Annotated in this window: 22 protein-coding genes and 1 tRNA gene; 14 read left to right on the top strand and 9 right to left on the bottom strand. The window is 73.6% G+C overall.

From position 1 onward, the window contains the following. Positions 1-22: 22 nt before the first annotated feature. Positions 23-1,735 carry a Na+/H+ antiporter gene (locus tag AC1DT4_RS14885; RefSeq protein WP_477090577.1) on the bottom strand — a complete coding sequence of 571 codons (1,713 nt, stop codon included), beginning with the start codon at positions 1,733-1,735 and terminating at the stop codon, positions 23-25. Between the two features lie 39 nt (positions 1,736-1,774). After that, complete coding sequence (locus AC1DT4_RS14890) at positions 1,775-2,440, bottom strand: type 1 periplasmic-binding domain-containing protein (protein WP_477090578.1); 666 nt, start codon at positions 2,438-2,440, stop codon at positions 1,775-1,777. Positions 2,441-2,611: 171 nt separating this feature from the next. Here AC1DT4_RS14890 and AC1DT4_RS14895 point away from each other — a divergent pair, with 171 nt between their 5' ends. From AC1DT4_RS14895 to AC1DT4_RS14905, 3 genes are all read left to right on the top strand, one after another. Then, a complete protein-coding gene (locus tag AC1DT4_RS14895) occupies positions 2,612-3,814 on the top strand; it encodes a HupE/UreJ family protein (RefSeq protein ID WP_477090579.1) in 1,203 nt (400 codons plus the stop codon). 114 nt (positions 3,815-3,928) lie between these two features. Continuing rightward, positions 3,929-5,896, top strand: coding sequence for a purple acid phosphatase family protein (locus AC1DT4_RS14900; RefSeq protein WP_477090580.1), 1,968 nt, complete (start codon positions 3,929-3,931; stop codon positions 5,894-5,896). 84 nt (positions 5,897-5,980) lie between these two features. Continuing rightward, the gene (locus tag AC1DT4_RS14905) at positions 5,981-7,012 is read left to right on the top strand and encodes a WxL protein peptidoglycan domain-containing protein (RefSeq protein WP_477090581.1); all 1,032 of its coding nucleotides are present in this window, start codon (positions 5,981-5,983) and stop codon (positions 7,010-7,012) included. A gap of 7 nt (positions 7,013-7,019) precedes the next feature. On the opposite strand, the gene AC1DT4_RS14910 is transcribed toward AC1DT4_RS14905, so the two are convergent. Continuing rightward, positions 7,020-10,031, bottom strand: coding sequence for a hypothetical protein (locus AC1DT4_RS14910; RefSeq protein WP_477090582.1), 3,012 nt, complete (start codon positions 10,029-10,031; stop codon positions 7,020-7,022). Positions 10,032-10,247: 216 nt separating this feature from the next. Between AC1DT4_RS14910 and AC1DT4_RS14915 the strand changes: the two genes are divergently transcribed. Continuing rightward, positions 10,248-10,454, top strand: a complete 207-nt coding sequence (locus AC1DT4_RS14915; RefSeq protein WP_477090583.1) for a three-helix bundle dimerization domain-containing protein — start codon at positions 10,248-10,250, stop codon at positions 10,452-10,454. Between the two features lie 16 nt (positions 10,455-10,470). On the opposite strand, the gene AC1DT4_RS14920 is transcribed toward AC1DT4_RS14915, so the two are convergent. The 4 genes from AC1DT4_RS14920 to AC1DT4_RS14935 all read right to left on the bottom strand — a co-directional run bounded on the left by AC1DT4_RS14920 (position 10,471) and on the right by AC1DT4_RS14935 (position 14,332). Next, entirely contained in the window at positions 10,471-10,632 is a 162-nt protein-coding gene (locus AC1DT4_RS14920; RefSeq protein ID WP_477090584.1) for a zinc finger domain-containing protein, read from the bottom strand. A gap of 22 nt (positions 10,633-10,654) precedes the next feature. Beyond that, positions 10,655-12,397 (bottom strand): SulP family inorganic anion transporter, encoded by a 1,743-nt coding sequence (locus AC1DT4_RS14925; RefSeq protein WP_477090585.1) that lies wholly within the window; start codon positions 12,395-12,397, stop codon positions 10,655-10,657. Between the two features lie 100 nt (positions 12,398-12,497). After that, positions 12,498-12,998, bottom strand: a complete 501-nt coding sequence (locus tag AC1DT4_RS14930; protein ID WP_477090586.1) for an AAA family ATPase — start codon at positions 12,996-12,998, stop codon at positions 12,498-12,500. Positions 12,999-13,045: 47 nt separating this feature from the next. Continuing rightward, positions 13,046-14,332, bottom strand: a complete 1,287-nt coding sequence (locus tag AC1DT4_RS14935) for an MFS transporter (RefSeq protein WP_477090587.1) — start codon at positions 14,330-14,332, stop codon at positions 13,046-13,048. 59 nt (positions 14,333-14,391) lie between these two features. Here AC1DT4_RS14935 and AC1DT4_RS14940 point away from each other — a divergent pair, with 59 nt between their 5' ends. From AC1DT4_RS14940 to AC1DT4_RS14950, 3 genes are all read left to right on the top strand, one after another. Then, positions 14,392-14,808, top strand: a complete 417-nt coding sequence (locus AC1DT4_RS14940) for a MerR family transcriptional regulator (RefSeq protein ID WP_477090588.1) — start codon at positions 14,392-14,394, stop codon at positions 14,806-14,808. Between the two features lie 95 nt (positions 14,809-14,903). Continuing rightward, the gene (locus tag AC1DT4_RS14945) at positions 14,904-15,503 is read left to right on the top strand and encodes a hypothetical protein (protein WP_477090589.1); all 600 of its coding nucleotides are present in this window, start codon (positions 14,904-14,906) and stop codon (positions 15,501-15,503) included. A gap of 985 nt (positions 15,504-16,488) precedes the next feature. Beyond that, positions 16,489-17,148, top strand: a complete 660-nt coding sequence (locus AC1DT4_RS14950; protein ID WP_477090590.1) for a hypothetical protein — start codon at positions 16,489-16,491, stop codon at positions 17,146-17,148. A 106-nt stretch (positions 17,149-17,254) separates the two neighbouring features. On the opposite strand, the gene AC1DT4_RS14955 is transcribed toward AC1DT4_RS14950, so the two are convergent. Continuing rightward, positions 17,255-17,330 (bottom strand) — tRNA-Arg (locus tag AC1DT4_RS14955). A 50-nt stretch (positions 17,331-17,380) separates the two neighbouring features. Continuing rightward, complete coding sequence (locus tag AC1DT4_RS14960) at positions 17,381-18,031, bottom strand: FadR/GntR family transcriptional regulator (RefSeq protein WP_477090591.1); 651 nt, start codon at positions 18,029-18,031, stop codon at positions 17,381-17,383. Between the two features lie 116 nt (positions 18,032-18,147). Here AC1DT4_RS14960 and AC1DT4_RS14965 point away from each other — a divergent pair, with 116 nt between their 5' ends. The 7 genes from AC1DT4_RS14965 to AC1DT4_RS14995 form a co-directional block, all read left to right on the top strand. Further along, positions 18,148-19,422 (top strand): MFS transporter, encoded by a 1,275-nt coding sequence (locus tag AC1DT4_RS14965; protein WP_477090592.1) that lies wholly within the window; start codon positions 18,148-18,150, stop codon positions 19,420-19,422. 21 nt (positions 19,423-19,443) lie between these two features. Beyond that, positions 19,444-21,126 carry an arginine--tRNA ligase gene (gene argS / locus AC1DT4_RS14970; protein WP_477090593.1) on the top strand — a complete coding sequence of 561 codons (1,683 nt, stop codon included), beginning with the start codon at positions 19,444-19,446 and terminating at the stop codon, positions 21,124-21,126. Further along, complete coding sequence (lysA, locus tag AC1DT4_RS14975; protein WP_477090594.1) at positions 21,123-22,478, top strand: diaminopimelate decarboxylase; 1,356 nt, start codon at positions 21,123-21,125, stop codon at positions 22,476-22,478. The genes argS and lysA overlap by 4 nt, the downstream gene beginning before the upstream one ends. Positions 22,479-22,652: 174 nt before the next feature. Beyond that, on the top strand, positions 22,653-23,978 hold the full coding sequence (locus AC1DT4_RS14980; protein ID WP_477090595.1) for a homoserine dehydrogenase: 1,326 nt from the start codon (positions 22,653-22,655) through the stop codon (positions 23,976-23,978). Continuing rightward, positions 23,978-25,069, top strand: a complete 1,092-nt coding sequence (gene thrC / locus AC1DT4_RS14985) for a threonine synthase (protein WP_477090596.1) — start codon at positions 23,978-23,980, stop codon at positions 25,067-25,069. Before AC1DT4_RS14980 ends, thrC begins: the two co-directional genes overlap by 1 nt. A gap of 9 nt (positions 25,070-25,078) precedes the next feature. Next, on the top strand, positions 25,079-26,020 hold the full coding sequence (gene thrB, locus AC1DT4_RS14990; RefSeq protein ID WP_477090597.1) for a homoserine kinase: 942 nt from the start codon (positions 25,079-25,081) through the stop codon (positions 26,018-26,020). A gap of 280 nt (positions 26,021-26,300) precedes the next feature. Next, positions 26,301-26,701: Rho termination factor N-terminal domain-containing protein (locus tag AC1DT4_RS14995; protein ID WP_477090598.1), on the top strand; the 401-nt coding region annotated here is incomplete at its 3' end.

The raw sequence follows: 26,701 nt of genomic DNA on the forward strand, positions 1-26,701 counted from the left end.
GATGTGATGGGCCGAACGTCCCTCAGGACCGGCGCACGCGCTCGATCCACGACGACGACAGGCTCTCGTCCTCCAGGTCCAGCTCGCGCATCATGCGGCGCATCACGGCCTCGTCCAGCTCGCCGGCGTCCCGCCGCTCCATGAGCACCTCGCGCTGCGCGGCCACGATCTCGCGCCGCAGCTTCTGCGTGCGCAGGCCCTCCTCGGGCGTGGGCACCCGGGCGGGACTGACCTCGCGGATCGCGCCGGTGACGCCGGGGAGCGGGGCCGGTGCCTCGTCGGGCACGAGCTCGTCGGCGGAGTCCGGGTCGAGCATGACGGCGGCGGCCGTGGCCCGCGCCCGCCACCCCGCCGACAGCCGGTCGATGAGCTCGCCCGCCCGCTCCGGCCCGAGGCTGCGGCTCCAGTCGCCGCGCTGCCGCTCGAGCACGTCGTGCACCGCGTCGGCCGTGGCCACCCGGACGGCGGCCTCCTGCGCGGCGTCCTGCGCGGTCTCGTCGGCGGACCCGACCCCGAGACGCGTGATGACCCACGGCAGCGTGAGGCCCTGGACGAGCAGCGTGCCGATGGCGACGGTGTACGCGGCGAGCTGGATGGTGGCCCGCTCGGGGAAGGGGGCGCCGTTGCTGGTGATCGGGATCGCCGCGGCGGCCGCGAGCGTGACCACGCCGCGCATGCCCGCCCAGGACACCACGGCCGACTCGCGGGTGGACAGGGAGTCCCGCGGGGGTCGGTGGCTGCCGCGCAGCCGGAGGTGGTCGAACCGTGCCGTCAGGAAGATGTAGACCGGGCGCACGAGGATCGCGGCGAGCAGCACCAGGAGCGAGACGGCGATCCCGTGCCGGAGGCCCTGGTCGGAGGCGATGACGTCGCGGACCACCCACGGCAGCTGCATGCCGATGAGCGCGAACGTGAAGGACTCCAGGATCAGGTCGACCGTCGACCAGATCGGCTCCTCGTAGAGCCGGGTGGCGTAGCCGGCCTGCGGCGACGTGTGCCCCAGGTACAGCCCCGCGGCGACGACGGCGAGCACCCCGGAGCCGTGCAGCTCCTCGCCCAGCCAGTACGCCGCGAACGGCGTGAGCAGCCCGATCGCGGACGCGACCACGGGGTCGTCGAGCCGGAGCCGGACCCGGTGCACCACCCATGCGATCACGAGCCCGACGGCCACGCCGGCGGTGACCGCGAGCGCGAAGGTCCCGAGCCCCTCGGCGAACGCCCACGCGCCGGTGGCGACCCCCGCCAGGGCCACCTTGTAGAGCGTGAGGGACGTCGCGTCGTTGATGAGGCTCTCGCCGGAGAGCAGCGTCATCACGCGGCGCGGCAGGCCCAGCCGCTTGCCGACGGCGGCCGCGGCGACCGCGTCCGGCGGCGCGACGACGGCGCCGAGCACCAGCGCGGCGAGGAACGGGACGGCCGGCTCCATCCACCAGAACAGCAGCGCGACCACGACGGCGCTGACCACCACCAGGCCGAACCCGAGGCGGGTGATCGAGTTCCACGACGACCGGAAGTCGCGGTACGAGCTGGACAGGGCCGCGGAGTACAGCAGCGGCGGCAGGACGAACTCGAGCAGGATCTCCGGCTGGATCTCGTACCGCGGGACCCCCGGCACGAACGACACGACGATCGCCACGGCGACCAGGACGAGCGGCGCCGGCCACCCGCGCCGTCGGCAGACCGCCGTGACCGCCACAGCTCCCGTGACCAGCACGAAGAGCTCGACGTTGTGCACGGAGCCCCTCCCGTCGCGACGGCTGCGGTCGTAGCGACCCTATGGCTGGTCGAGCCAGACCACGATCCCGGTGAGGTCGTTGAGGACCGCCGCGACGCCCGCGCGGACGGCGGCCGCGCACCGCTGCGCGGTGAACGAGTCCGGGTCGTACGTCGAGGACGCGCCGAGCCCCTCGCCGCGGAAGGACGCGCCCGTCCAGTCGACCGCCGTGACGTTGTGGGTGGGCTCGGCGACCTCCGCGCCGATGGCGAGGAACTGCTGGTCGAGGTGGTTGGCGCTCACCAGGGCGAGCGGGTCGACGAGGTCGTTCCCGGCGCTCACGATGAGGTCGGGCTGCAGGTCCATGGCCTCGGTGATGCTGGGGACCAGGTCGGCGGTGCCCTCGGCGACGACGGTCCGCAGGTCCACGTCCTCGTCGTCGGCCCACGACGTCACCGCCGAGACCAGCGCCCGGGTCGGCGCGTCGTCGCCCGCGGTGAGCAGCACCACGCGGTACCCCGCCGACGGGCGGACGTCCGCCCACGAGCCCGGCTCGGGGGAGAGGGTCGCCTCGGGGCTGGGCGGCGCCGACGGGTCGCTGAAGCCCGGACCGAGCGTGCCGACAGCCGACGGCTCGGGGTGAGAGCCGGACCAGTCGCCCGCGCCGCACGCGGCGAGCAGGGTGACGGTCACGGCGACGAGCGCCAGGGAACGGGGGCGCAACACGATCGTCCTCCAGGAGGTGCAGGGGGAGTGCCGGTCCTTCCTACCTCAGCCGCGGCGCAGGTCAGCCCTCGGATCGGGGCGTGGGGACGGCGTTCCTCAGGCGTTCGTCGTCGGTCCTCCTGCCGTTCACCGGACAGGGGGAAGGTGCGGCTGGCCAACCGAAGGAGCCCCATGTCGTCCGGCGCCCGCCGCACCGTCCTCGCCCTGCTCGTCTGCGCCCTCGCGGCCATCTTCGCGACGCCGGCGTCGGCCCACGGCTTCAGCTCGGTGGTCTACGTCGACGTGACGTCGCCGTCGACGGGGCACGTCCGGACGGCGGTCGGGCTGGAGTACGACCTGCTCGTGGTCTCCGCGGCCGACGCCCAGCAGGACGACGCCCTCTTCCAGGACGGCACGGCCGCGTTCGACGACGGCGACCCGGCCGAGCAGGCCGCGGCGCTCCGCACGCACTCCGCCGCGGTCCTCGCCTACGTGACGCAGCGCTTCACGGTCGCTGCCGACGGCGCGGCGTGCAGCCCCTCGCAGGTCGGCGACGCGACGCTCACGGAGCGCGACGGCGTGCCCTACGCGCTGCTCGTGCTCGACCACGCGTGTGCCGCCTCCGACGGCGCGCACGAGGTGGCGAGCGGGCTGTTCCCGGACTCCGAGGGCTACGTGACCGGCACCAAGACGATCGTCACCTACGAGCTCGACGGGCAGCACGGGAGCGCCGCCCTCGACAGCCAGCAGCCGTCGTTCTCCACCGAGCAGTCGACCTCCGAGCGGTTCTGGGAGTTCTTCCGCCTCGGCGCCGAGCACCTGCTGACCGGGCTCGACCACATCCTGTTCCTGCTGGCCCTCATCGCCGGGTCCCGACGCCTGCGCGAGATCGTGCTCGCCGCGACGACGTTCACGCTGGCCCACTCGCTGACGTTCATGCTCGCCGCGACGGGGGTGGTCGCGGTGCCGTCCGGGGTGGTCGAGCCGACGATCGCGCTCTCCATCGCCGTCGTCGCCGGCTGGTACCTCTGGCGCATCTGGCAGAAGGGCGGCGGCGCGGTGGACCTCGAGGTCACCGGCGGCCATCTCATCCTCGACCGCGCGGGCTGGTCCCGGCTCGGCGTCGTCTTCTGCTTCGGGCTCGTGCACGGGCTCGGCTTCGCCGGCGCGCTGGGCATCGACGAGGCGTGGTCGTGGACCCTGCTCTGGTCGCTGCTCGTCTTCAACGTCGGCATCGAGGTGGTGCAGCTCGCCATCATCGCCGTCGTCTTCCCGATGCTCATGGCGCTGCGCCGCCGCTCGCCCCGGCTCGGGCTGTGGGCAAGCGGCGCGGTCGCGGCGGGGGTCGCTGCGATGGGGATGGTGTGGTTCGTCGAGCGCGTGCTCCCCACCTGAGCGCTACCTGTTCGTCCGCTGGATCGTCCATGTTCGGCGGCGGTTCACCCGGGCTCGGCACGGTGTGTCCCGCCCACCAGTTTCCCTGGGATACCAAGAGAGAACGGACGACGCATGTCTTCCATCAGTGCGACACCGGCACGACGCCGGCTGTCCGTGCGGCTCGCCGCCATCGCCCTCGGCGCGACCGTCACCCTCGGGTGCGTGGCCACCGCTCCGGCGATGGCCGCGGACCCCGTCAACCTCACCGGCATCATCCTCGGCGTCGGTGCGCAGGAGTCGCAGCGCATCGTCAGCTGGTACTCCTCCGCCGACACCGCCCAGTCCGTCCAGCTGGCCCCGACCTCGGCCGTGGTCGACGGGGTCTTCCCGGCCGACGCCGTGAGCTTCGCCGCCACCGGTGCCGCGAACATCGCCACCAGCGGCGGGTTCAACCGGCACGCGACGATCACCGGCCTGAAGGAGAACACCACGTACTCCTACCGGGTCGGCGCCGACGGTGCCTGGTCCACGGCGTACTCCTTCACGACCCACTCCTTCGACGGCGACTACGACTTCCTGTTCTTCGGTGACCCGCAGATCGGCTCCTCCGGCAACACCGCCAAGGACCAGGCGGGCTGGCAGGACACGCTGGACGTCTCGCTCGCGGCCAACCCGGACGCCGAGCTGCTCGTGTCGGGCGGCGACCAGGTCGAGACGGCCAACACCGAGTCCCAGTGGGACGCCTTCCTGGCGCCCGACAAGCTGCGCCAGTACCCGTGGGCCGCCACGATCGGCAACCACGACGTCGGCGGCAAGGCCTACGAGCAGCACCTGTTCACGCCGAACACGGACCGCTCCGCGCCGCTGTACGCCAACGGCAACCCCGCCTCGAACACCTCCGGCGGCGACTACTGGTACATCTACAAGGACGTGCTGTTCGTCGACCTGAACAGCAACAGCTACGCCACCTCGCAGGGCGGCGGCGGCGACGCGGCCCACCTCGCGTACGTGACGGACGTGATCAACCAGCACGGCGCCGAGGCCAAGTACACGGTCCTCGTCTACCACCACTCGATCTACTCGCCGGCCGACCACGCGAAGGACGGCGACAACAAGGTGCGCCGCGTCGACTTCCCGACGACGTTCTCGAACCTCGGCGTCGACCTCGTGCTCCAGGGTCACGACCACAGCTACTCGCGCAGCTACCTCATCAAGAACAGCGAGAAGGCCGACCCGGCCGAGATCCCGGGCCAGGCGGACGTCTACCCGGGCCCCGGCGGCGTGCTCTACGTGACGGCCAACTCGGCCTCGGGCTCGAAGTACTACGACATCACGGCCCCCGACGCCAGCGGCACCAGCGGTGCCGGCAACGGCGCGGACCCGCTGAACCCGTCGAGCTACTGGTACAACTCGGTCCAGAACCAGGAGCACGTCCGCAGCTACGTCAAGGTCCAGGTGCGCGCCGACCAGCTGGTCGTGGAGAACGTGCGCAGCGGCACCTGCGCGGCGCCCAACGCGGCGGTCGAGCTGGGCAAGGTCGCGTGGTGCAACAACACCACGGCGGACCAGCCGGTGGGCTCGGTCGTCGACAAGGTCACGGTGCACCCGTTCCACGGTGACGGTCAGGACATCCAGGTGACGGTGCCCGACGCCGCGCCCGGTGACTTCGGCTGGACCATCGACGGGCACAACGGCCTGGTGGACCTCGGCACGGCGGTCGACCACAACGGCGACTACTTCGAGGCGACCGGCCAGATCAACCCCATCACCGTGACGGACACCCGCCGCTCCCTGGCGCCGTGGTCGATCTCGGCCTCCGTCGGGGACTTCACGGACGGCGCCAGGTCCTTCCCCGGCTCGTCGCTGGGCTGGACGCCGACGCTGGTCGAGGCGGGCGCGGGTGCGCTCGCGGGCGGGTTCGTCACCCCCGCGCTCGACGGCGGCGCCGGCCTGTCCGTCTCGCGCAACCTCGGCTGGGCCGGCCAGGGCCACCCGAAGGGCACGGCCAAGCTCGGCGCCGACCTGGACCTCAAGGTCCCGGGCGACGTCGCGAAGGGCAGCTACCGCGCCACCCTGACGATCACTGCGCTGAGCAGCTGATCACCACCGCATGATCCCGACGGGGTGGGCGCACGAGCGCCCACCCCGTCGGGCGCACCTGTCGTCAGCCACCTGAGGATCCCCATGAACCGCCGTGCCCGTGCCACCGCCCTCGCCGTGCTCGCCACCCTGAGCCTGACCGCGCTGCCGGCGGGTGCCGCGGTGGCGGCCGACGACGACGTCACCTGGGCGGTGCGGACCGCCTCGAACGACCTCGGCGCCGAGCGCACCAGCTACAGCTACAGCGTCGACCCGGGCGCGCAGGTCGAGGACGCCCTCGTCGTGGCCAACCACGGCACCGAGCCGCTCGAGCTCGGGGTGTACGCGGCCGACGGCTACACCACCGACAGCGGCCAGCTCGACCTGCTCACCCCGGACCTCGCGTCGACGGGCGTCGGCGCGTGGGTCCACACCGCGGCCGGCACGGTGGACGTCCAGCCCGGTGCCACGGTCGAGGTGCCCTTCACGGTCACGGTCCCCGACGATGCGACGCCCGGCGACTACGCCGGCGGCATCGTCACCACGCTGACCCAGCCGGACGACGCCGAGGGCATCAACGTGGACCGCCGCCTCGGCATCCGGGTCGCGCTGCGCGTCGGCGGCGAGCTCGCCCCCAGCATCGCCATCGAGCAGGTGCACCTGTCGTACGACGGCTCGCTCGACCCGTTCGCCCTCGGCGACGCGACGCTCACCTACACGATCCACAACACCGGCAACGCGATCATGTCCGCGCAGCAGGCGGCCACCGTGACCGGACCGTTCGGCTGGTTCTCCGCCACGGCCGCCGCCGTCGACGCCCCGCCGCAGCTGCTCCCCGGCGAGAGCTGGACCGTGCGCGTGCCCGTCGACGGCGTCGCGCCCGCCCTGCGCCTGGCCGCCACGGCGCACCTCGCGCCGCTGGTCACCGACGCCTCGGGCTCCACGACCTCCCTGGCGACGGTCACCGCGACCGCCCACACCTGGGCCGTCCCGTGGACGCTGCTCCTGCTCGTCGCGGCGCTGGCCGCGCTCGCGGTCTGGGGGGTCGCCGCCGTCCGTCGCAGCCGCGCCCGCCGCGCTGCCCGCGAGGACGAGCGCGTGCAGGAGGCGGTCGAGCTGGCGCTGCGGTCGCGCTGAACCCGGGTCAGAGCGCGGCGCGGCGACGCCCCAGCAGGGCCACGCCTCCGCCGAGGACTGCGACTACCACGCCGACCACCGCCAGCGCCGCCGGCAGCCAGGTCGGGATGCCCAGGTAGACGGTGATGCCCAGGATCCGCGAGAGGCCCCACGGCAGCAGCGCCATCTGGTCGTTCCACACGGTCAGCGCCTGCTCGAGGCCGATCGCCGCGACCGCGCCGGCCGCGACGGCGAGCGTGACCCCGCCGGCCACCGCCGTGAGCCCGACGGCGCGGGCGGAGCGCAGGCCGTAGGCGCGTCGCAGGACGATGGCGACCACGACGAACAGCCAGCAGAACGCGGCGAACGCGACGGTGATGTACGCGGTCCGCGCTGTCGGGGCGGTCCAGAAGCCGAACCAGTAGCGGCCCGGCCCGCGGACGACGAGCGCGACGAGCAGGACGACGGTCCGCAGCAGGACCACGCCGCCGAGCGCCGCCCAGAGGTGGAACGGGTCCTTGCGGCCGACGAGGACGCGCAGGACCAGCGCCAGCACGAGCCAGGAGCCGAGCGTGATGGCCAGGTGGGCGGGCGCGGCGAACCAGGTGTAGACCTCCCGGCTGGCCATCAGGACCACGGCCGGGACCGCCCACACCAGGACGCGGTCGCTGCGTGTCGTCGGCGCCGGGACCTCGGCGATACGCCACGGCCGGGTCGCCGCGACGAGCAGGGCGCGGAAGGCCGTGGCGCCAGGTAGCCGCCGGCCCAGGCGCGTCCCGAGCACGAGGGCGGCGACCGTGAGCAGGAGCAGGATCCGGGCGAGCCAGGCCATGGCCGGGTCGCGGTCGGCGCGGTCGCTGCCCAGGTCCGCGGCGGTGAAGCTGTACGCGGGCAGGTCGACGTCGCCGCCGTACCGGGACACGTGCTCGGCGCGCGCTGCGCGGTACTCCTGCTCCGCGTCCCGCCACTGGTCGTACGCGGTCGAGCTGCCGGTGTCGAGCCACTGCGCGTGCCGCAGGACCGTCGCGCGGTACGCGGCCAGCGTGCCCAGCAGGTCGGTCTCGTAGTCGAGGGCGCCGACGAACGCGTCGTAGGTCTCGGGGGAGCGCCACGTGCCCGGGGCCGTGGCGGCGACCTGCTCCCGCATCCCGGCTGCGACCTCCGCCGCGGCGCCGCCGTCGTCGATCGCTGACTCGAGGTCGTCGCGGCTCACGGCGTAGATGCTGTCCAGCGCCGCCGAGTCGCCCGTGACGATGTCCCACTCGAAGATCCACATCATGGGCGGCGGCTCGAGGCCGAGCGCCTTGACGCTCTGCTCCGCGAACGGCCGGATGTACAGGCCACGGGTGATCGCCTCGCGGGACCGCCCGAGGGTGTCCGTGATCGCCGCGGACGTGGCCGCGTCGGCCGACAGCGTCTGGCGCACCCAGTCGGCCGTGACCTGCGCGGGGTCCGCGGTCGGGTCCCACGCCAGCCGTGACGCGCCGTAGGTGTTGAGGTCGTACATCTGCCAGAACCCCGTGCGCAGGTACAGGGTCATCGGGCCGGCGCGCAGCGGGCCGCCGTCCTGCGTCCAGTTCCAGATGCCCTCGACGTGCGGGTTCGCGGCGAGGAAGCTCTGGAGCGCCCGGCCCTCCTCGGCGACGAGGTCGTTCGGCAGGGCGCCGAAGCCCTCGAACTCCCGGCGGGCCTGGAGCTCGACGATGCGCCGGTGCGTGCCCGTCGCGAGCGTCGGGTTGAGGGGAAGGTGGCTGTAGAAGTCGCCCATCGTGTACTTGGTCGACACGATCAGGTGCGGGTCGTCGATGCCGCCGAGCACGGACTCGTAGGAGTCCGGGTTGGTGTGCAGGTCGCCCACCGCCCCGACCCCGACGGTCCACGTCCGGAAGATGACCTCGCGGTCGTGGTCCCCGGCGGTCTCGAGGAGCGCGTGCAGCATCGCCTGCACCGAGGTCTCCGACGTCACCGCGAGCTTCGACGAGTAGTCCCACCCGGCCTGGTAGACGGCGCCGCCCTCGCCGATGCGGACCATGAGGCCGTCGACGAACGGCAGGCTCTCGAAGAGCTCGGACAGGCCGGCCTGGTAGACGGACCAGAGGGCGGGGTCGTCGACGTCGAGGCCGCCGACGGTCCGCTCGAGGTACGACTCGAGCGGCGGCGACACCGCGAGCATGTCCGTGAGCAGGTAGACGTGCATGCCCATGTCCGCGGCGTACTGGAACACCGGCCCGAACGCCGCGACCATCGCCTTCGCGCGGTCCACGTGCGGGTCGCCCTCGGGGTAGACCTGGTGCCCGTCGCCCACGCCGCTGAACGTCACGTACTCGAGGAAGCCGGGCACGACGACGCCGTTGTACCCCTGCCGCAGCGCGTGCTGGACCAGCTGCCGGAACTGGGTGTCGATGCGCGCGACCGCCTCCTGGTCCACCCATGGGGCGGCCGGGAGGACGGCACCCGCGACGACGTCCGTGTTGAGCGAGTAGTCGTCGCCGGCGGTGAACGCCTCCGGGTCCGCCTCCCGGCCCACCGAGCCCGAGTCCGTCAGCCGGAGCCCCAGGCGCGGCTCCTGCGTCGCCCCGTCCGCCACGAGTGCGGCGCCGGACCGGATCCGGTCGGCCACCGCGTACAGGCCGGCGGCGGCACCGGCGGGTCCCGACGCCTGCAGGTCGTACCGGCCGGCCGCGTCCTGGCTGATCCGGTACGCCTCGGGCGAGTCGGCGAACGGGGGCACGATGTCGACGGTCAGGTCGGCGTCGCCGGTGCCGACCGTCGGGGCCGGCAGCCCGCGGTCCGTGAGGGCATCGGCGACGGCCGTGGCCGCGAGCGCGACCCGTTCGCCCGCGGGGACGTCGATCCGGGCGATCGAGGGCGCGGGGGCCACCGGCGTCAGCCCGACGGTGCTCGCCGTGACCGGCGGCGGGGTGTCGGCCGACTCGAAGCTGAGCCCGAGCGCCTGCCCGACACCGACGGCGACGGCGGCGCCGAGCGCGAGGACGACGAGGGCGGCCACCAGGGACGGCCAGGCGCGGGTGCGGGACACCGCGGCAGTGTAGGAACGTCATCGGTGAGGCGTGTGTCGCGGGTCACAGCCGGGTCACGGGCCATCGGGCGAATCCAGGCGAATCGCCCGGACCGGCCGCCGTCGGACGGGGTCGTTCACCCGATCGGCCCAGTCCGCGTCGGCCCTGCCCTGGTGTTCGACTGATGTTCGTGCGCCGGTCATCGACATCGCGAGGCCGTCGCCCGACCATGGCTCATGCCCATCGAGGACGAAGGTCGCGCGATCGACGAGGTCGTCGACCGGATCGCGATGCGGTATCCGAACCTCTCGAGCGAACTCATCCGCGAGCAGGTCGACGCCCAGCTGGCCGCCTTCGACGGCTCGACCGTCCGCGACTTCGTGCCGATCCTGGTCGAGCACGCCACCGTGGACCTGCTCGCCGAGTTCGGGGAGCGCGCCTAGCCTCCCGTCCGCCGGGTCACCGTTCGGCGGCGAGCTTCTCCAGATAGGCGGACGTGCGACGCCCGTGCGGGGGCCGGGGGAGGCGCTCGGCGGTGCGGCACGGCTCACCGGGTGCGGCGGCGCAACGGGGACACGGGACGGTCAGGGCGACGTCGTCCGGGGCGGGGTCGGTGCTCATGCGCTCATCGTGCCCACTGCGGTCACCCCTCGTCGACGGTCTCGGTGGCGTCGGAGGTGCGTCCCTGCGCCCGGTGGGCCTCGACCGCGCGGTGCACGCTGCCGTGGATGCGGTCGGTGCCCACGCGGTCGACCACGCCGTCGCGGGCCAGCGTCGCCCGGACGGCGGGCTTCACGCGGGCCAGCCGGAGCACGACGCCCGTGTCCCGGGCCAGGTCGAGGATCTCGTGCAGCGCCGCGGCGCCCTGGGCGTCGACCACGGCGATGCCCCCGCAGTCGATGACGATCGCGTCGACGTCCGGCTGCGCCTCGGCGACCTCCCGGACGCGGTCCTGGAGGGCGTCTGCGGTGGCGAAGAAGAGGCCGCCGTCGATGCGCAGGACCACGATGCCGCGCTCCGGCTGGTCGTCGGGGTACTGGTCGAGCTCGCGGAACACCTGGGTGCCCGGCTCGCGGGCCATGAGCGGCAGGGACGGCCGGGTCGTCACGGACACGAGCCACAGCAGCGACAGCGCGATCCCGATGAGGACGCCGGCCAGGACCCCCACGACGAGCGTGCTGACCAGGGCGGCGATCGCGATCCAGAAGTCGAAGCGCTGCACCCGGAACAGCCTGCGGAGCGCCGCGACGTCCATCATGCCCATGACGACGGCCTCGATGATGATCGCCGCGAGCACGGCGGTCGGCAGGCCCGAGAACAGGGGAGCGAGCAGGACGAGCGTGAGCAGCACCATGACGCCGGACGTCAGCGAGGCGACCGGCGACCGCGCACCCGTGCGGTCGTTGAGCGAGCTCGCCGAGAGGCTCGTGGAGACCGGCATGCCCTGCAGGAGCCCGGCCCCGACGTTCGCCGCGCCCTGCGCGAGCGACTCCTGGTCGATGTCCACGCGGTAGCGGTGCCGGGCCGCGAACATCCGCGCGTCGCCGGCCGTCTGGGAGAAGCCGATCATCACCAGCGCCACCGACGCGAGGGCCACGGTCGCGGCGTTGTCGAGCAGCAGGAACGGGTCGGGGACCACGACCGAGGGGAGCCCGCGCGGCACGTCACCGACGAGCGCGACTCCGTGCTCCCCGAGGTCGAGCAGCCAGGTCGCCAGCAGTCCGCCGACCACGAGGACGAGCGCGCCGGGGACCCGCGGGGCGATGCGGCGCAGGCCGAACACCGTGACCAGCGCGATCCCCCCGACCAGCACCGTGGCCGTGTTCGCCTCGCCCAGCGTGCCGAGCCAGGACACCAGCTCCTGCGGCGGCGTCGAGCCGTCGGCGCTGGTGCCCGTGATCTTGGGCAGCTCCCCGATCACGACGTCGATCGCCGCCCCGAACAGGAAGCCCGTCACCACCGCCCGGGACAGGAACTGCGCGATCCAGCCCATCTTCAGCACGGCCAGCAGGAGGAAGATCGCGCCGGACACGAGCGTGATCCCCGCGACGAAGGTCGCGACCTGGTCCCCGACCAGCCCGGCCGCGACCACGGCGCTCGCCGCCACCGCCGCCAGCCCGGAGCTCGGCCCGGTCGAGATCTGGCGGCTCGTGCCGAAGATCGCGTAGAGGATCGCCCCGGCCGCCGCGGCGTACAGGCCGTTCTGCAGCGGGATGCCCGCGATCCCCGCGTAGCCCAGGTTCTTGGGGACGATGAGCGCGGCGACCGCGACGCCCGCGGCGATGTCGGTCCGCAGCCACCGACGGTCGTACCCGCGCAGGGCGCCGACGATCGGCACGCGGGACCAGCGTCGGTGGCGGGTTCCCGGTTCCACGGGTGCGGTCATCGAGGTCACCGATCCGGGCAGCAGGGACGAGACGTGGCCCCAGCCTCTACCCACGCGCCCACCGGTGTCAGGCACTTCGCTCGCCCGCGGGTCGCGGACGCTACGCGTTCGTCCGGCACCGGCGGAGGATCTCGTCGACCACGGCCCCGACGGGTGCGGTGGCGTCGATGGCGATGCCGTCCTGGGGGACGTCCTGCTTCGTCTGGTGCCACTGCACGATGCGCGCGCGCTCCGTCGGCTTCCCGCCGCCCCACTCCTCGTCCGGGCGCGCGTCGAGCCGCCGGTTCAGCGTGTCGAGGTCGACCTCGAGGACGAAGACGCCGTCGAACAGGTCGATGAACGTCGGGAAGTTCCTCGAGCCGCCGCAGAAGAAGGTGGCCGCGTCCGTCCGGTCCGCGACCAGGGCGCGCACCTTCTCCACGTCCCAGAGGTGGTGCTCGTGCAGCCCGGCGTCGGTGGGCTCGCCGGTCTCCGGATCGCCCTGGTAGGCCAGCTCGCGGTCGCCGTGGACGACGTGGAACCCGCGCCGCTGCAACTCGTCGGCCACCGTGGTCTTGCCGGTGCCGGAGAGTCCCTCGACCAGGTAGTTCGTCCTGCCCATGCGCGGGAACGTAGTGCGCGGGGGCGTGCCGGGCGAGGTGTTTGGCGTCAGGACGGGCACGGCGCCGGTGCGGGCAGCGGCACGGTGGTGGGTCTGTTCGCCGCCTGCGAGGGCGAGGCGTCCGCCGGTGCGGCGGCGCGCGGCCGCGTGGCGAGGATCAGCCCGACCGCCGCCACGGCCACGACGACCGCGGCAGGCACCGGCAGGGCGGCCGGCGTGGACCGTTCGACGATGACGCTGCCGAGCGCGGCCCCCACGGCGATGCCGAGGTTGAAGACGACCGGGATGACGCCGCCGGCGGTGCCCCGGTGCTCGGGCCCGGCGATCCGCATGATGAGCGTCTGGGCGAGCGGCGGGAGCGTGCCCGACGTGAGGCCCCACGCGACGAGCACCACGAGGCCGGTCACGGCGTGGCCGTCGACCACTGTCAGCGCGAGCAGCGACACGGCGACGAGGATGGTCGCCGCGACGAGCATCGGCGCGGTCCACCCGTCGCGTACCCGACCGACGAGGGCGAGCCCGAGGGCCGACGACGCGCCGAACACCAGGAGCGCCCCGCTCACTCCGCCGGGGAGCGCCGAGGCCGCGTCGGCCACGAGCCGCGTGACGAACGTGTAGGCCGCGAAGTGCCCGACGAGCACGAGGCCGACGAGACCGGCGACGACGAGCACCGGTCGCAGCTGCCCAACCGGTGCGGAAGCGCGCTCGTCGCCCGGACCGGCAGCGGACCCGGCGGCGGCCGCGCCCGTCACCACCGCCCGCACGAGCGCCGCCGCCACGACACCGAGCACCGCGAGCGCACCGAAGGCCACGCGCCAGTCCCAACCCTGGGCGACGAAGCTGGCGAGGGGCACGCCGATCACCGTGCCGAGGGTCGCCCCGCCGAGCACCACGGCGACGCCGGTCGCGAGGCGACGCGACGGCACGATGTCGGCGACGTGCGCGTTGACGGTCGCCCACAGCAGGCCGCACACCGCGGCGCCCAGCAGCCGGCCGGCGACCGCCACCTCGTAGGTGGGCGCGACGGCGGTGAACGCGGACGCGGCGGCGAACACGACGAGCGCCACTGCGACGACCGGGCGGCGGTCCCACCGGCGGGTGAGCCGGACCAGCGGGAAGGTGGCCACCACGACGGTCAGCGCCCACAGCGACACCAGCAGGCCGGTGCGCGCCTGCGTGACCCCGAGGTCGGCGCTCATCTGCGGCAGCACGGCCGTGGGCAGCATCTCCCCGGTGACCATGACGAAGGTCGCGCCACCCAGGACGACGAGGCTCGGCCACGGCAGGCGGTCGGAGGCGGTGGTCGGGGCCGGCAGCGTCCGTTCGAGATCCATACCTGCGACGCTAAACTTTGACATCACTGTGAAGGTCAAGCGTCCCTCGGAGGATCGTCGTGAAGATCGGTGAGCTGTCCCGCCGCACCGGGGTCTCGACCCGGCTCCTGCGGTACTACGAGGAGCAGGGCCTCATCGCCCCGGCCCGCACCACGAACAGCTACCGCGCGTACGACGAGCAGGACGTCGCCCGCGTCGAGCAGGTGGTCGGCCTGGTCCGGGCCGGCGTGCCGACCCGCCTGGCGAGGGTGCTGCTCGACCTCGAGGACACCCGGGCCGAGGAGCTCGCGGCGTCCTGCACGCGGCAGGTCGCCGAGCTGCTCGCCGAGGAGCTGACCGGGCTCGACGAGCGGATCGCCTGCCTGACGAAGAGTCGCCGCACCCTGTGCGACTACCTCCAGCGGACCGAGCACGCCGCCGCCGTGCTGGAGCGCGGCGGCCAGGTGCCGTCGGGCCAGCTGACCGCGGCGTCGTGACCTCAGCAGGCGCGCGGCCGTAGCGTGAGCACCGACGCTGGAAGGGGTCGCCGATGTCGTCGCCCGAACCTCCCCCCGGGACACCCTCGCCGGCCGTGCGCGCCCAGATCCTGGCGACGGAGCACTGGAGCCTGCTGGGCACGCGCAGCACCCTGTGGGCCGAGGTGATGAGCAGGATCACCATCCACCTGACCGTCGCGTCCGCCGCGCTCGTCGTCCTGGCGCTCGTCGCGCAGGCGTCGGGCTTCGGGACCCCGTTCCGCGTGCTCTCGATCGGCCTGGCCTCGGTCGTGCTGATCCTGGGCACCCTGACCGGTGTGCGGGTGATGAACGCGAGCCATGACGACAGCGCGCTGATCCTGGGAATGAACCGGATCCGCTCCGCCTACGTGGATCTCGACCCGGGGATCGGCCCGTACCTCGTCACCTCGTGGGAGGACAGCCGCGCCGGTCTCATGCAGACCTACACGATGGGCCTGCGGCGCTCGACGCTCAGCCACGTCCTGGGCAGCACCGCGATGTTCGTCAACGTCGTGAACGCGATCGTCGCAGGAACCCTCGGGGCGCTCGTCGCGAGCGCGGCCGGCGCAGGTTCCACCGGCATCGCCGTCGTCGGCACGCTCGCGGCGCTGGCCTATCTCGGCGTGTGGATGGAGTACGGGCGCCGGTCGTTCGGCGAGCGCCAGAACGACTGACAGGCCGCTCACGTCGGGACGCAGCGCACCGATGGCCTCGGCTAAGACTGGTGAGATCTCGGAGCCGGTGTGCCGGCGCGCTCGCGTGCTCCGGACGCCGCCGCCTCGCTGACGGCCGCGGCCAGGCGGCTCACCGCCTCGTCCAACCGTGCGTCGACCAGGTTGCCGTACCCGAGGACGAGCGCCGGAGGGCGGACCGCCGCCCCGACGCGATAGCGACCTGCCGGCACCATCCGCACGTCGCGTCGCGCGGCCAGCCGGGCCACGCGGTCCTCGTCGTCGGTGGGTGGACGCCCGTCATCCCGATCGTGGGGGCCCACTCGGTCCCGCAGCTCGACGAGTCGTTGGGCCCGCTCGATCTGGCGCTCGACGAGCTGCGCACCCGGCTCGACTGGACATGGCCGGCGTCCCGAGCCCATCACTCTCGCGATGACCGCGGACGAACCTTCAAGGCGCGGTGCGCGGCGGGTTGCGTGCGTCGTGAGGCTAGGCTCCGGGGCCAGTTCACCAGGATGCGATGAAGGCAGGCCCCCAAATGGGCAACCCCGGCGAGTTCGGCCCGCTCTTTGGCGGCATGATGTTGCGCCAACTCCGAGGAACTCTTGCATGGCTCGCAGTCATGTTCCTGGGCCTCGCCGGATTCGCCGTCGTTCTCGGACTTCTTGACCCGCCCGAAGGGCGTGCGGGTGCCTTTATCTGGGCAGGACTCTGCGTCATCGGCGGGTCGCTATGCGGCGGGCTCTGGTGGCTTCTTCGCGGGAGGGGCGCCGCTCGACGCGGGCCGTCCTAGTTCCTCAAGTCGAGCGACGCCCCAACTCCGACTCAGACGCGCCGGGTTTGCGTCGGCCGGAAGCGTGCCTGGTCCTTACGGCGACGGCGCTCCACGGCGGGGGTCGTCGACAACGGGACGCGGGCACGCCAGCATCGGCGCGTGCCCGCCAATTCTCGCCAGACCCCTCCCGATCTCGGGCCTGGGAACGCGCCTGTGCCGGTCGTCGTCGTCGGGCAATGGATGGACACGTTCGGGGTGCCGCCCGACCTCGAGCGGTCGATGGACCCTGGACCGGGTTGGGTCGTGCCCGGCGGCGTGGTGGTGGGAGTGGCCCTGATTGCAGGGACATCGGCGACCGTCTCGACGTCCGACTGGCGGCCTGTCGTTGCACTCGCTGGCTTGGCCTTCATCGCCGCATGTGCGTTCCTCGCGCTGGCCATTGGCGGGACTCGCTCGGACGGCCTGGCCTACAGCGTCGCAACCGCCGCCTGGATGCTAGGGGCTTGGAGTCTGACCATCCGCATGGGCGCACCGTGGTTCATCGCTGCCGCTGTCACGAGCGTCGGCGCAGTCGGGCAACTGGTCGTGGCGTTGCGGGCTCGGCGGCTCGCGATACGTCGCAAAGCAGCCGTTCACGGAGTGGGCGACGAAGGCGTGCGCACAGACGGCTGGATAGTCGGTCTCGCCGGGATGCCCTGGCAGCGTGAGCTGACGATCGAGGCAGCCGACGGTAGTGGGCGGACCTGGTCGGCCGAGAATCGCACCTGGCGCGATCTTCGGCCGGCGGTCGGTTACCCGGTTGGCATCTGGAGCAACACATCCGGGGGCGGCGCGGTGCTCGTCCTCGCGCCAGGCGTAAGCCCGAGCATCTGACGCCCACTTCGCGCAGAGCGGAGTTGGCCGCGCGGCCAGGGAGTCAGCGCTGGCCCTGGTTCTAGCGACACGCCAGCGACACGGCCGGACGTTCCTGCAGTTCAGATGGTGCCCGCGAAAGGACTCGAACCTTCGACCTTCTGCTCCGGAGGCAGACGCTCTATCCACTGAGCTACGCGGGCGCTGCACCGGCCCGGGGGTCGATGCGGAGCACGACACTACCAGCCGCGGGTCACTCGCCCAGCAGCGCGGACAGGTAGCGGGTCGTCTCGCTGACGGCCTTGGCGTCGTCGCCGGCGACGATCGCCTCGACCAGGACGTCGTGCGCGTCGTGGCCGTGCGTGTCGGTGACGAAGTTGAACCGGATGTTCTCGCCGATCGCGTCGAGCAGGTTCTCGTAGAGGGTCACCAGCACCGGGTTGGAGGTGGCGCGGACGATCGCGCGGTGCAGGTCGAGGTCCGTCGACACCATCGCGTCGAGGTCGCCTGCGTGATAGGCAGCCGCACGCTCGTCGCGACGCCGGAGCAGGCCCGACGCGTCCGCCGCCGTCCGCCGGCGGGCCGCCAGCCGCGCGGCCTCGACCTCGAGGGCCCGGCGCACCTCGACGACGTCCCGCTGGCGGGCGTCGGCGATCTGCCGACCCATGGTCGCCGCGAGCTCGTAGCGGGAGACGACGTACGTCCCCGAGCCCTGGCGCCGCTCGAGCAGGCCGGCGTGCACCAGGGACTGCACGGCCTCGCGCACGGTGTTGCGTCCGACGCCCAGCAGGTCGACCAGGGCGGGTTCGGGCGGGATCCGGGCCCCGACGGGCCAGTGCTCCGACTCGATCCGCCCACGGAGCTCGTCCACCGCGGTGTCGATCAGTCCGGTCCGTCGCGCCATCCGGTTACGCTCCGTGTCCAGGCATGCGGTGCAGTCAACACCGGCGGGTCGGCGGACGCCAGACCCCCGTACGGATGATCTGCGGACCGCGCCGTCGCCCACCGGAGAGTCCCACGTTGTCCTCGTCGATGCTCACGCCCGCGCCCTGGCGCGGCCGGCTCGTCGTCCTCGCCGGCATCGTGCTGGTCGGGCTCAACCTGCGCATCGCGGTCGCGGCCGTCTCGCCGATCGTCTCGGTGGTCCGCGAGGACTTCGCGCTCAGCGCGACGCAGGTCGGGCTGCTCGGCACCATCCCCGTGGCGTCGTTCGCGGTGTTCGGCTCGCTGGCCACGCCGGTCGCTCGTCGCCTGGGCCTCGAGCCGACGATGATCCTCGCGCTGCTGCTCTCGATGACCGGGGAGCTCCTGCGCGCGCTGGCCGACAGCGCGCCCGCCTTCCTCGGCTGGTCCGTGATCGCGCTCGGCGGCCTGGGGATGGGGAACGTGCTGCTCCCGCCGCTGGTGAAGCGGTACTTCCCCGACCGCATCGGGACGGTCACCGCGGCGTACTCGGTGGCGATGTCCGTGAGCGCGGCGGTCCCGCCGCTCGTCGCGCTGCCGGTGGCGCAGGCCGCGGGCTGGCGCTTCTCGGTCGGGATGTGGGCGGTCCTCGGGTTCGCGGCGGTGGTGCCGTGGGTGGTCGTGATCGCGCAGTCGGTGTCGGCCCGCTCGCACCTGCGCACCCTGCTGCGACGCGCACAGACCCGCACCGGTACCGACCGGCCGGCAGCGCTGGTGAGCGCGGGGGCGCAGGAGAGCCGGATCGTGTGGCGCTCGCGGCTGGCCTGGGCGCTGGTGCTGACCTTCTTCGCTAACACGACCTGCACCTACGTGCTGTTCGCCTGGCTGCCGGAGATCCTGGCCGACGCCGGCCTCGGTGCCGACGTGGGCGGGCGATGGCTGGCGGTCTTCGCGATCCTCGGTCTGCCCGCGTCCCTCGTCTCTCCGGTGCTCACGGCCCGGATGCGCAACCCGTACCCGCTCGTGGTCGGCTTCGTCGCGTGCTGGGTGGTCGGGCTTCTCGGCCTCATGCTCGCGCCGGCGCACGCGACGGCGGTGTGGATGGTGCTGCTCGGCATCGGTCCGGGGTCGTTCCCGATCATGCTCGCGCTCATCGGGCTGCGGTCGCGCACTCCCGCGATCGCCGTCGCGCTCTCCGGCATGGTCCAGGGCGTCGGGTACGGGCTCGCTGTCGTCGGGCCGGTGGGCATCGGCGTCCTGCACGTCGCGACGGGCTCCTGGCGCGAGCCGTTCCTGGTGCTGCTCGGGCTCGTCGCGCTCCTGCTCGTGGCGGGCTGGTTCGCCTGCCGGCCGACGATGCTCGGCCCGGAAGCGGGCGCGAAAGCGCTCTGATCGGCTCGGTACCCTTCTCCGGTGACCCCCGCTCAGCTCTCCGAGGCCCTCAAGGCCGCCCTCGTACACGCCGTCGACGACGGCACGTTCGCCCTCGACCCCGCCGCGATCCCCGCGACCGTGCACCTCGAGCGACCCCGGCAGCGCGAGCACGGCGACTGGGCGACCAACGTGGCGATGCAGCTGGCCAAGAAGGCCGGCACCAACCCCCGCGCCTTCGCCGAGGAGCTCGCGCGCCGCCTGACCGACACGCCGGGCGTCGCCGAGGTCGAGGTGGCCGGCCCCGGCTTCCTCAACATCCGGCTCGAGGCGTCGGCGGCCGGGGAGCTCGCCCGCTCCGTCGTCGAGCAGGGCGGCGAGTACGGCCAGAACGAGACGCTGGCCGGCGTCTCGCTCAACCTCGAGTTCGTCTCGGCCAACCCCACCGGMCCGCTGCACATCGGCGGCGTCCGCTGGGCGGCCGTCGGCGACAGCCTCGCGCGCGTGCTCCAGGCGTCGGGCGCGTCCGTCGTCCGTGAGTACTACTTCAACGACCACGGCGCGCAGATCGACCGCTTCTCGCGCTCGCTGCTCGCCCGCGCCCTGGGCGAGCCCGCGCCCGAGGACGGCTACGGCGGCCAGTACATCAGCGAGATCGCGGAGCAGGTGGTGGCCGACGCCCTCGCCGCCGGCGAGCCGGACCCGCGCACCCTGCCCACCGACGAGGCCAACGAGGCCTTCCGCGCGCGCGGCGTCGAGCTGATGTTCGCGGAGATCCGCCAGTCCCTCGAGGACTTCGGCGTGCACTTCGACGTCTACTTCCACGAGGACTCGCTGCACAGGTCCGGCGCCGTCGACCGGGCCGTCGCCCGGCTGCGCGAGCTCGGCCACATCTTCGAGGCGGACGGCGCGGTCTGGCTGCGGACCACCACGTTCGGCGACGACCGCGACCGTGTGATCATCCGGTCCAACGGCGAGGCCGCGTACATCGCGGGCGACATCGCCTACTACCTGGACAAGCGCGAGCGCGGGTTCGACCGCGTCGTCATCATGCTCGGCGCCGACCACCACGGGTACATCGGCCGCATGATGGCGATCTGCGCGGCGTTCGGCGACACCCCCGGGGTCAACCTGGAGATCCTCATCGGGCAGCTGGTGAACCTGGTGAAGGACGGCGCGCCGGTCCGGATGAGCAAGCGCGCGGGCACGGTCGTGACCATCGACGACCTCGTCGACGCGGTCGGCGTCGACGCCGCCCGGTACGCGCTCGCGCGGTCGTCGGCGGACTCGAGCATCGACCTCGACCTCGACCTGCTGACGCGCGCGACCAACGAGAACCCGGTGTTCTACGTCCAGTACGCCCACGCGCGCACGTCGAGCGTGGCCCGCAACGCCGGCGACGCGGGCGTGCGCCGCGAGGACGGCTTCGACGCCTCCCTGCTCGACCACCCGAGCGAGTCGGTGCTGCTCGGCCGGCTGGCCGAGTTCCCGCGGGTGGTCGCGCAGGCCGCCGAGCTGCGCGAGCCGCACCGCGTCGCGCGCTACCTCGAGGAGCTCGCCGGCTCGTACCACAAGTGGTACGACCAGAAGCGGCGCGTGGTCCCCGAGGGCGACGAGCCCGTGACCGACGCGCACCGCACCCGGCTCTGGCTCAACGACGCCACCCGGCAGGTCCTGGCGAACGGGCTCGGCCTGCTCGGCGTCACCGCGCCGGACCGCATGTGACCACCTCCATCCCGGGCGAGCCCTGGTCCACGGGCGTCGCGCGCGCGGCCGACGGGGTCGTGAGCGTCGCCGGCGTCGACGTCCGGACCCTCGCGGCCGACCACGGCACGCCGGCCTACGTGCTCGACGAGGCCGACCTCCGCGCCCGCGCCCGCGGCTACCGGCGCGCGTTCGAGGCGGCGTTCGCCCAGATCGGCGCGGGCGTCGACGTCTACTACGCGGGCAAGGCGTTCCTCTCGGGCGCCGTCGCCCGGTGGGTGCACGAGGAGGGCCTGCGCGTCGACACGGCCACGGGCGGCGAGCTCGCCGTGGCCCTGCGCGCCGGCATCCCGGGCGCCGACATCGGCCTGCATGGCAACAACAAGTCCGACGCCGAGATCGCGCGTGCGCTCGACGCGGGCGTCGGCCGGGTCATCGTCGACTCGCTGGTCGAGATCGAGCGGGTCGCCGACGCCGCCTCGGCCGACCGCCCCGCACCCGTGATGGTCCGCGTGACCACGGGCGTGCACGCCGGCGGGCACGAGTACATCTCGACGGCGCACGAGGACCAGAAGTTCGGCCTCTCGATCGCGTCCGCGGAGGGCGACAGCCCGGCCATGCGCGGCCTGCTCGCGGTGCTCGCGCGGCCCGAGCTGCGGCTGCTCGGCATCCACTCGCACATCGGCTCCCAGATCCTCGACCCGTCCGGCTTCGAGGTCGCCGCGCGCGCCGTGCTCACGCTGCGGGCGCAGCTGGCCGAGCGCACAGGCGTGCTGGTCGAGGAGGTCGACCTCGGCGGGGGGTACGGCATCGCCTACCTCCCCGGCGAGGTCGCGCTCGACCCCGACCGGATCGCCAAGGACATCGCGTCCTCCGTCCGGGCGAGCGCGGCGGACCTCGGCACGCCGCTCCCGCGGTTCTCCATCGAGCCCGGCCGCGCGATCGTCGGGCCCGCGGGCCTCACGCTCTACACGGTCGGCACCGTGAAGCCGGTGCGCATCGACGACGGCCGCACGCGCACCTACGTGTCGGTCGACGGCGGCATGAGCGACAACATCCGGCCCGCCCTCTATGGCGCGCAGTACCACGCGGAGGTCGTCGGCCGGGCGGTCGGCAGCGAGACCGTGCTCGCGCGCGTCGTCGGCAAGCACTGCGAGAGCGGCGACATCGTCGTGCACGAGGTCCGGCTCCCCGCCGACGTCCGCGCGGGGGACCTGCTCGCGGTCGCGGCCACGGGCGCCTACGGGCGGTCGATGGCGTCCAACTACAACCACGTCCCGCGCCCGCCCGTGATCGCGGTCGCCGACGGCGCCTCCCGCGTGCTGGTCCGCCGCGAGACCGAGGACGACCTCCTCGCGCTCGACCTCGGCTGACGGGGCCCGCGTGCGGACTCCGTTGCGCCCAGCGGAACGACGTCTGCACGCGAGTCGCCCACCGCCCGGCGACAGGAGCGCTCGGACCCCGGCTCACCCGTCGGACCGCGCGTCCCAGGGCCTGGACGCACCCCTATCCTGGGGGCGCTCCCGCCCGCTCCGACTGGAGGCTCCGTGTCCTCGCCCGTGCCCGCCGCCCACCCGCCCCTGCGCGTCGCCGTCCTCGGCTGCGGCGTCGTCGGCACGGAGGTCGTGCGGCTGCTCACGACGCAGGCGTCGGACCTGGCGTCCCGCGTCGGGACGGCGCTCGAGCTGGTCGGGGTCGCGGTCCGCGACGTCGACGCCCCGCGGGACGTGGTCGTCGACCGCGCCCTGCTGACCGCCGACGCCGAGGCGCTGGTGGACCGCGCCGACGTCGTCGTCGAGGTCATGGGCGGAATCGAGCCCGCGCGCAGCCTGCTGCTGCGCGCGATCGCCGGCGGCGCGTCCGTGGTCACGGCCAACAAGGCGCTGCTCGCTCAGGACGGCCCGACGCTCTACGCCGCTGCCGACGAGGCCGGCGTGGACCTGTACTTCGAGGCCGCGGTCGCGGGTGCCATCCCGATCGTGCGCCCGGTGCGCGAGTCGCTCGCCGGCGACCGCGTGACGCGCGTGCTCGGCATCGTCAACGGCACCACCAACTACGTGCTCGACAAGATGGCGTCGGAGGGCCTCGACCTCGACCAGGCCGTCAAGGAGGCCCAGGCGCTCGGCTACGCGGAGGCGGACCCGACGGCCGACGTCGAGGGGTACGACGCCGCGGCCAAGGCGGCCATCCTCGCCTCGCTCGCGTTCCACACGCGCGTGTCCATCGACGACGTCTCGCGCGAGGGCATCACCTCGCTGACGGCCGACGACGTGCTGTGGGCGCAGCGCACCGGCTACGTCCTCAAGCTGCTCGCGATCGCCGAGCGCGGCAGCGCCGACGGGGTCGAGGGCGTGCAGGTGCGCGTGCACCCCGCGTTGGTCCCGGCCAGCCACCCGCTCGCAGGAGTTCGCGGCGCGTACAACGCGGTGTTCGTCGAGGCCGAGGCCGCCGGCGAGCTCATGTTCTACGGGCGCGGCGCGGGCGGCGAGCCCACCGCGTCGGCCGTCCTGGGCGACGTCGTCTCGGTGGCCCGCCACCGCGTGCTCGGCGGCAAGGGTCCCGTCGAGTCGCGGTACGCCGAGCTGCCTGTGCTGCCCGCCGCGGCCGCGCGGACGCGGTACCAGGTCCGGCTCGAGGTCGCGGACCGGCCCGGCGTGCTCGCCCAGGTGGCGACCGTGCTGGCGTCACACGACGTGTCGATCGAGGCCGTGCGCCAGTCGCCGGCGAGCGAGATGCCCGACGCCGACTTCGCGCGCCTGGTCATCACCACGCACGCGGCCCCCGAGCACGCCCTGCGCAGCACGGTCGACGCCATCGCCGGCCTCGACGTCGTGCGTCGCGTCGTCTCCGTCCTGAGAGTCGAGGGAGCCTGATGGCCCACCAGTGGCGCGGCGTCATCGCCGAGTACGCCGACCGCCTGCCCGCCCACGTCCAGGAGCGCATCGTCACGCTGGGGGAGGGCGGCACGCCGCTCGTCCCGTCGCCGACGCTCTCGCAGCGGACGGGCGCCGAGGTGTTCATCAAGGTCGAGGGCATGAACCCCACCGGGTCCTTCAAGGACCGCGGGATGACGACGGCCATGTCGGCGGCTGCGGGTCGCGGCGCCAAGGCCGTGGTCTGCGCGTCGACCGGCAACACGTCGGCCTCCGCGGCGGCGTACGCCACGCGCGCCGGCATGGTCTGCGCCGTGCTGGTGCCGGACGGCAAGATCGCGATGGGCAAGCTGAGCCAGGCCGTCGCGCACGGCGCCACGCTGCTGCAGGTCGACGGGAACTTCGACGACTGCCTGGTCGCCGCCCGCAAGCTGGCCGAGGCGTACCCGGTCGAGCTGGTGAACTCGGTGAACCCCGACCGGATCGAGGGCCAGAAGACGGCCGCGTTCGAGATCGTCGACGCCCTCGGCGACGCCCCCGACATCCACGTGCTGCCGGTCGGCAACGCCGGCAACATCACCGCGTACTGGAAGGGTTTCCGCGAGTACGCGGGCCTCGACGCGGGCGCCCAGCACACCGCCGTCGCCACCCGGACCCCGATCATGTGGGGCTTCCAGGCGGCCGGCGCCGCGCCCATCGTCCAGGGCCACCCGATCGACGAGCCCGAGACCATCGCCACCGCGATCCGCATCGGCAACCCCGCCTCCTGGCTGCAGGCCGAGGAGGCGCGCGACTCCTCGGGCGGCCTCATCGAGGCCGTCACCGACGAGCAGATCCTGGCCGCCCACCGCGTGCTCTCCGCCGAGGTCGGCATCTTCGTCGAGCCGGCGTCCGCGTCCGGCGTCGCGGGGCTGCTCATGCTCAGCGACGAGGGTCGCGTGCCCGCGGGCGCGCGCATCGTCGTCACGGTCACCGGGCACGGCCTCAAGGACCCGCAGTGGGCGCTGCGCACCCCCGACGGCGGCGACGTGGTGCCGGTGCGGATCTCGTCGGACGTGGTGTCCATCGCCACGGCCCTCGGTCTGGACTGAGGCCCCGCGATGCGCCTGGGTGCGGACCACGTCCGCGTCCGCGTCCCCGCCACCAGCGCCAACCTGGGCCCGGGCTTCGACGCCCTCGGCGTGGCGCTCGGGCTCCACGACGAGCTCGAGGTTCGCGCGCTCGGCTCGCCCGGCGTCCGGGTCGAGGTCACCGGCGAGGGCGCCGGGCAGGTCCCCGACGACGAGCAGCACCTGGTCGTCAGCTCGCTGCGCGCGGCCCTCGACCTGGTCGGGGCACCGCAAACGGGCCTGCACCTGGTGTGCCACAACCGCATCCCGCACGGCCGCGGTCTCGGTTCGTCCGCGGGGGCGGTGGTCGCCGGCATCGTCGCCGCCCGCGGCCTGATCGCGGAGCCCGACGCGCTCTCCGACGACGTCGTGCTCGACCTCGCCGCGCAGATCGAGGGGCACCCCGACAACGCGGCGCCCGCGGTGCTCGGCGGCGCGACCGTCGCATGGCGCGACGACCGGTTCCGCGCCGTGGGCCTCACGGTGCACGACGACGTGGCGCTGCTGGCGATCGTGCCGCCGAACCACCTGTCCACCAAGGCCGCCCGGGGCGTGCTCCCGGCCACCGTCCCGCACGCGGACGCCGCGTTCCAGGCGGGCCGCGCCGCGCTGCTGGTCGAGGCCCTCGGACGGCGTCCCGAGCTGCTCCTGGAGGCGACCCAGGACCGGCTGCACCAGGAGTACCGCCGCTCGGTCATGCCGGCGTCGCTCGCGCTCGTCGACGTCCTGCGCGCCCAGGGCGTCGCGGCCGTCGTGTCCGGCGCCGGACCCACCGTCCTCGTGCTCGGGAGGCGGGTCGGAGGAACCGACGGAGCGCTGGCCACGGACGCGGACGATGCCGTGCGGACCGCGTTCGGCGGCGCCATGGGCGGGTGGCAGATCCTGCCCCTCCCGGTGGCCCGCGAGGGTGCGACCGTCCACCAGGTGACCTGACCGGGTGAAGAACGGGCGCGTCGTTCACCCGGCCGGGTGGCGGAGCCGACAGTGATAGCATCGATGCGTTCCCCGGACCTCGTCCTCCGGTGGCCCGCGTCGTCAGTGACCGGCCGCCTCAGAGTGAGTAGACGACCCGGGAACGATCCAGCCCACCGTGCGCAGACGTCGTCGTACGCAGCGCGTGTGTGGCTCCAGCACCGTCTCGGTCACCGCGACCGGACGTCGGCCGATCCCCGTTCCACCGGGTCCCGGCCACCGACGAGGGGAAGGGTCCTTCGTGACAGACATCATCGAACCCGCCGTGAGCACCTCCGGCGGGTCCGCCCGCAGCGCCGGAATCTCGGCGCTCCGCCTGCCCGAGCTGCAGGCGATGGCGTCCGAGCTGGGCGTCAAGGGCACCTCCAAGATGCGCAAGGGCGACCTCGTCCAGGCCATCTCGGACGCTCGTGGCGGCTCCCGGCCGCAGGCGCTCGAGCCGCGCCGCGCCGAGAGCATCGCGGTGGCCGACGCCGCCCCCGCCCGCAGCACCCGCGCGCCGCGCACGCAGGCGCCGCAGCTCGACCTCGGGGTCGAGACCTCCGCTCCCGCGCAGGACCGCGCACCCCGCCAGGAGCGTGCCGTGCAGGCACCCCGCGGCGACGCGCTCGCCGGCCTCGAGGCCGCGCTGGACGCCAGGCT

Source organism: Cellulomonas sp. P4_D11, assembly GCF_056401915.1.

Excerpts from the sequence above, each read along its gene's own strand:
- AC1DT4_RS14920 (WP_477090584.1), bottom strand. The coding sequence starts at position 10,632 with ATGAGCACCGACCCCGCCCCGGACGACGTCGCCCTGACCGTCCCGTGT.
- AC1DT4_RS14935 (WP_477090587.1), bottom strand. The coding sequence starts at position 14,332 with ATGGATCTCGAACGGACGCTGCCGGCCCCGACCACCGCCTCCGACCGC.
- AC1DT4_RS14960 (WP_477090591.1), bottom strand. The coding sequence starts at position 18,031 with ATGGCGCGACGGACCGGACTGATCGACACCGCGGTGGACGAGCTCCGT.
- AC1DT4_RS14900 (WP_477090580.1), top strand. The coding sequence starts at position 3,929 with ATGTCTTCCATCAGTGCGACACCGGCACGACGCCGGCTGTCCGTGCGG.
- AC1DT4_RS14895 (WP_477090579.1), top strand. The coding sequence starts at position 2,612 with ATGTCGTCCGGCGCCCGCCGCACCGTCCTCGCCCTGCTCGTCTGCGCC.
- AC1DT4_RS14915 (WP_477090583.1), top strand. The coding sequence starts at position 10,248 with ATGCCCATCGAGGACGAAGGTCGCGCGATCGACGAGGTCGTCGACCGG.
- AC1DT4_RS14925 (WP_477090585.1), bottom strand. The coding sequence starts at position 12,397 with ATGACCGCACCCGTGGAACCGGGAACCCGCCACCGACGCTGGTCCCGC.
- AC1DT4_RS14905 (WP_477090581.1), top strand. The coding sequence starts at position 5,981 with ATGAACCGCCGTGCCCGTGCCACCGCCCTCGCCGTGCTCGCCACCCTG.
- thrC (WP_477090596.1), top strand. The coding sequence starts at position 23,978 with ATGGCCCACCAGTGGCGCGGCGTCATCGCCGAGTACGCCGACCGCCTG.
- AC1DT4_RS14930 (WP_477090586.1), bottom strand. The coding sequence starts at position 12,998 with ATGGGCAGGACGAACTACCTGGTCGAGGGACTCTCCGGCACCGGCAAG.
- thrB (WP_477090597.1), top strand. The coding sequence starts at position 25,079 with ATGCGCCTGGGTGCGGACCACGTCCGCGTCCGCGTCCCCGCCACCAGC.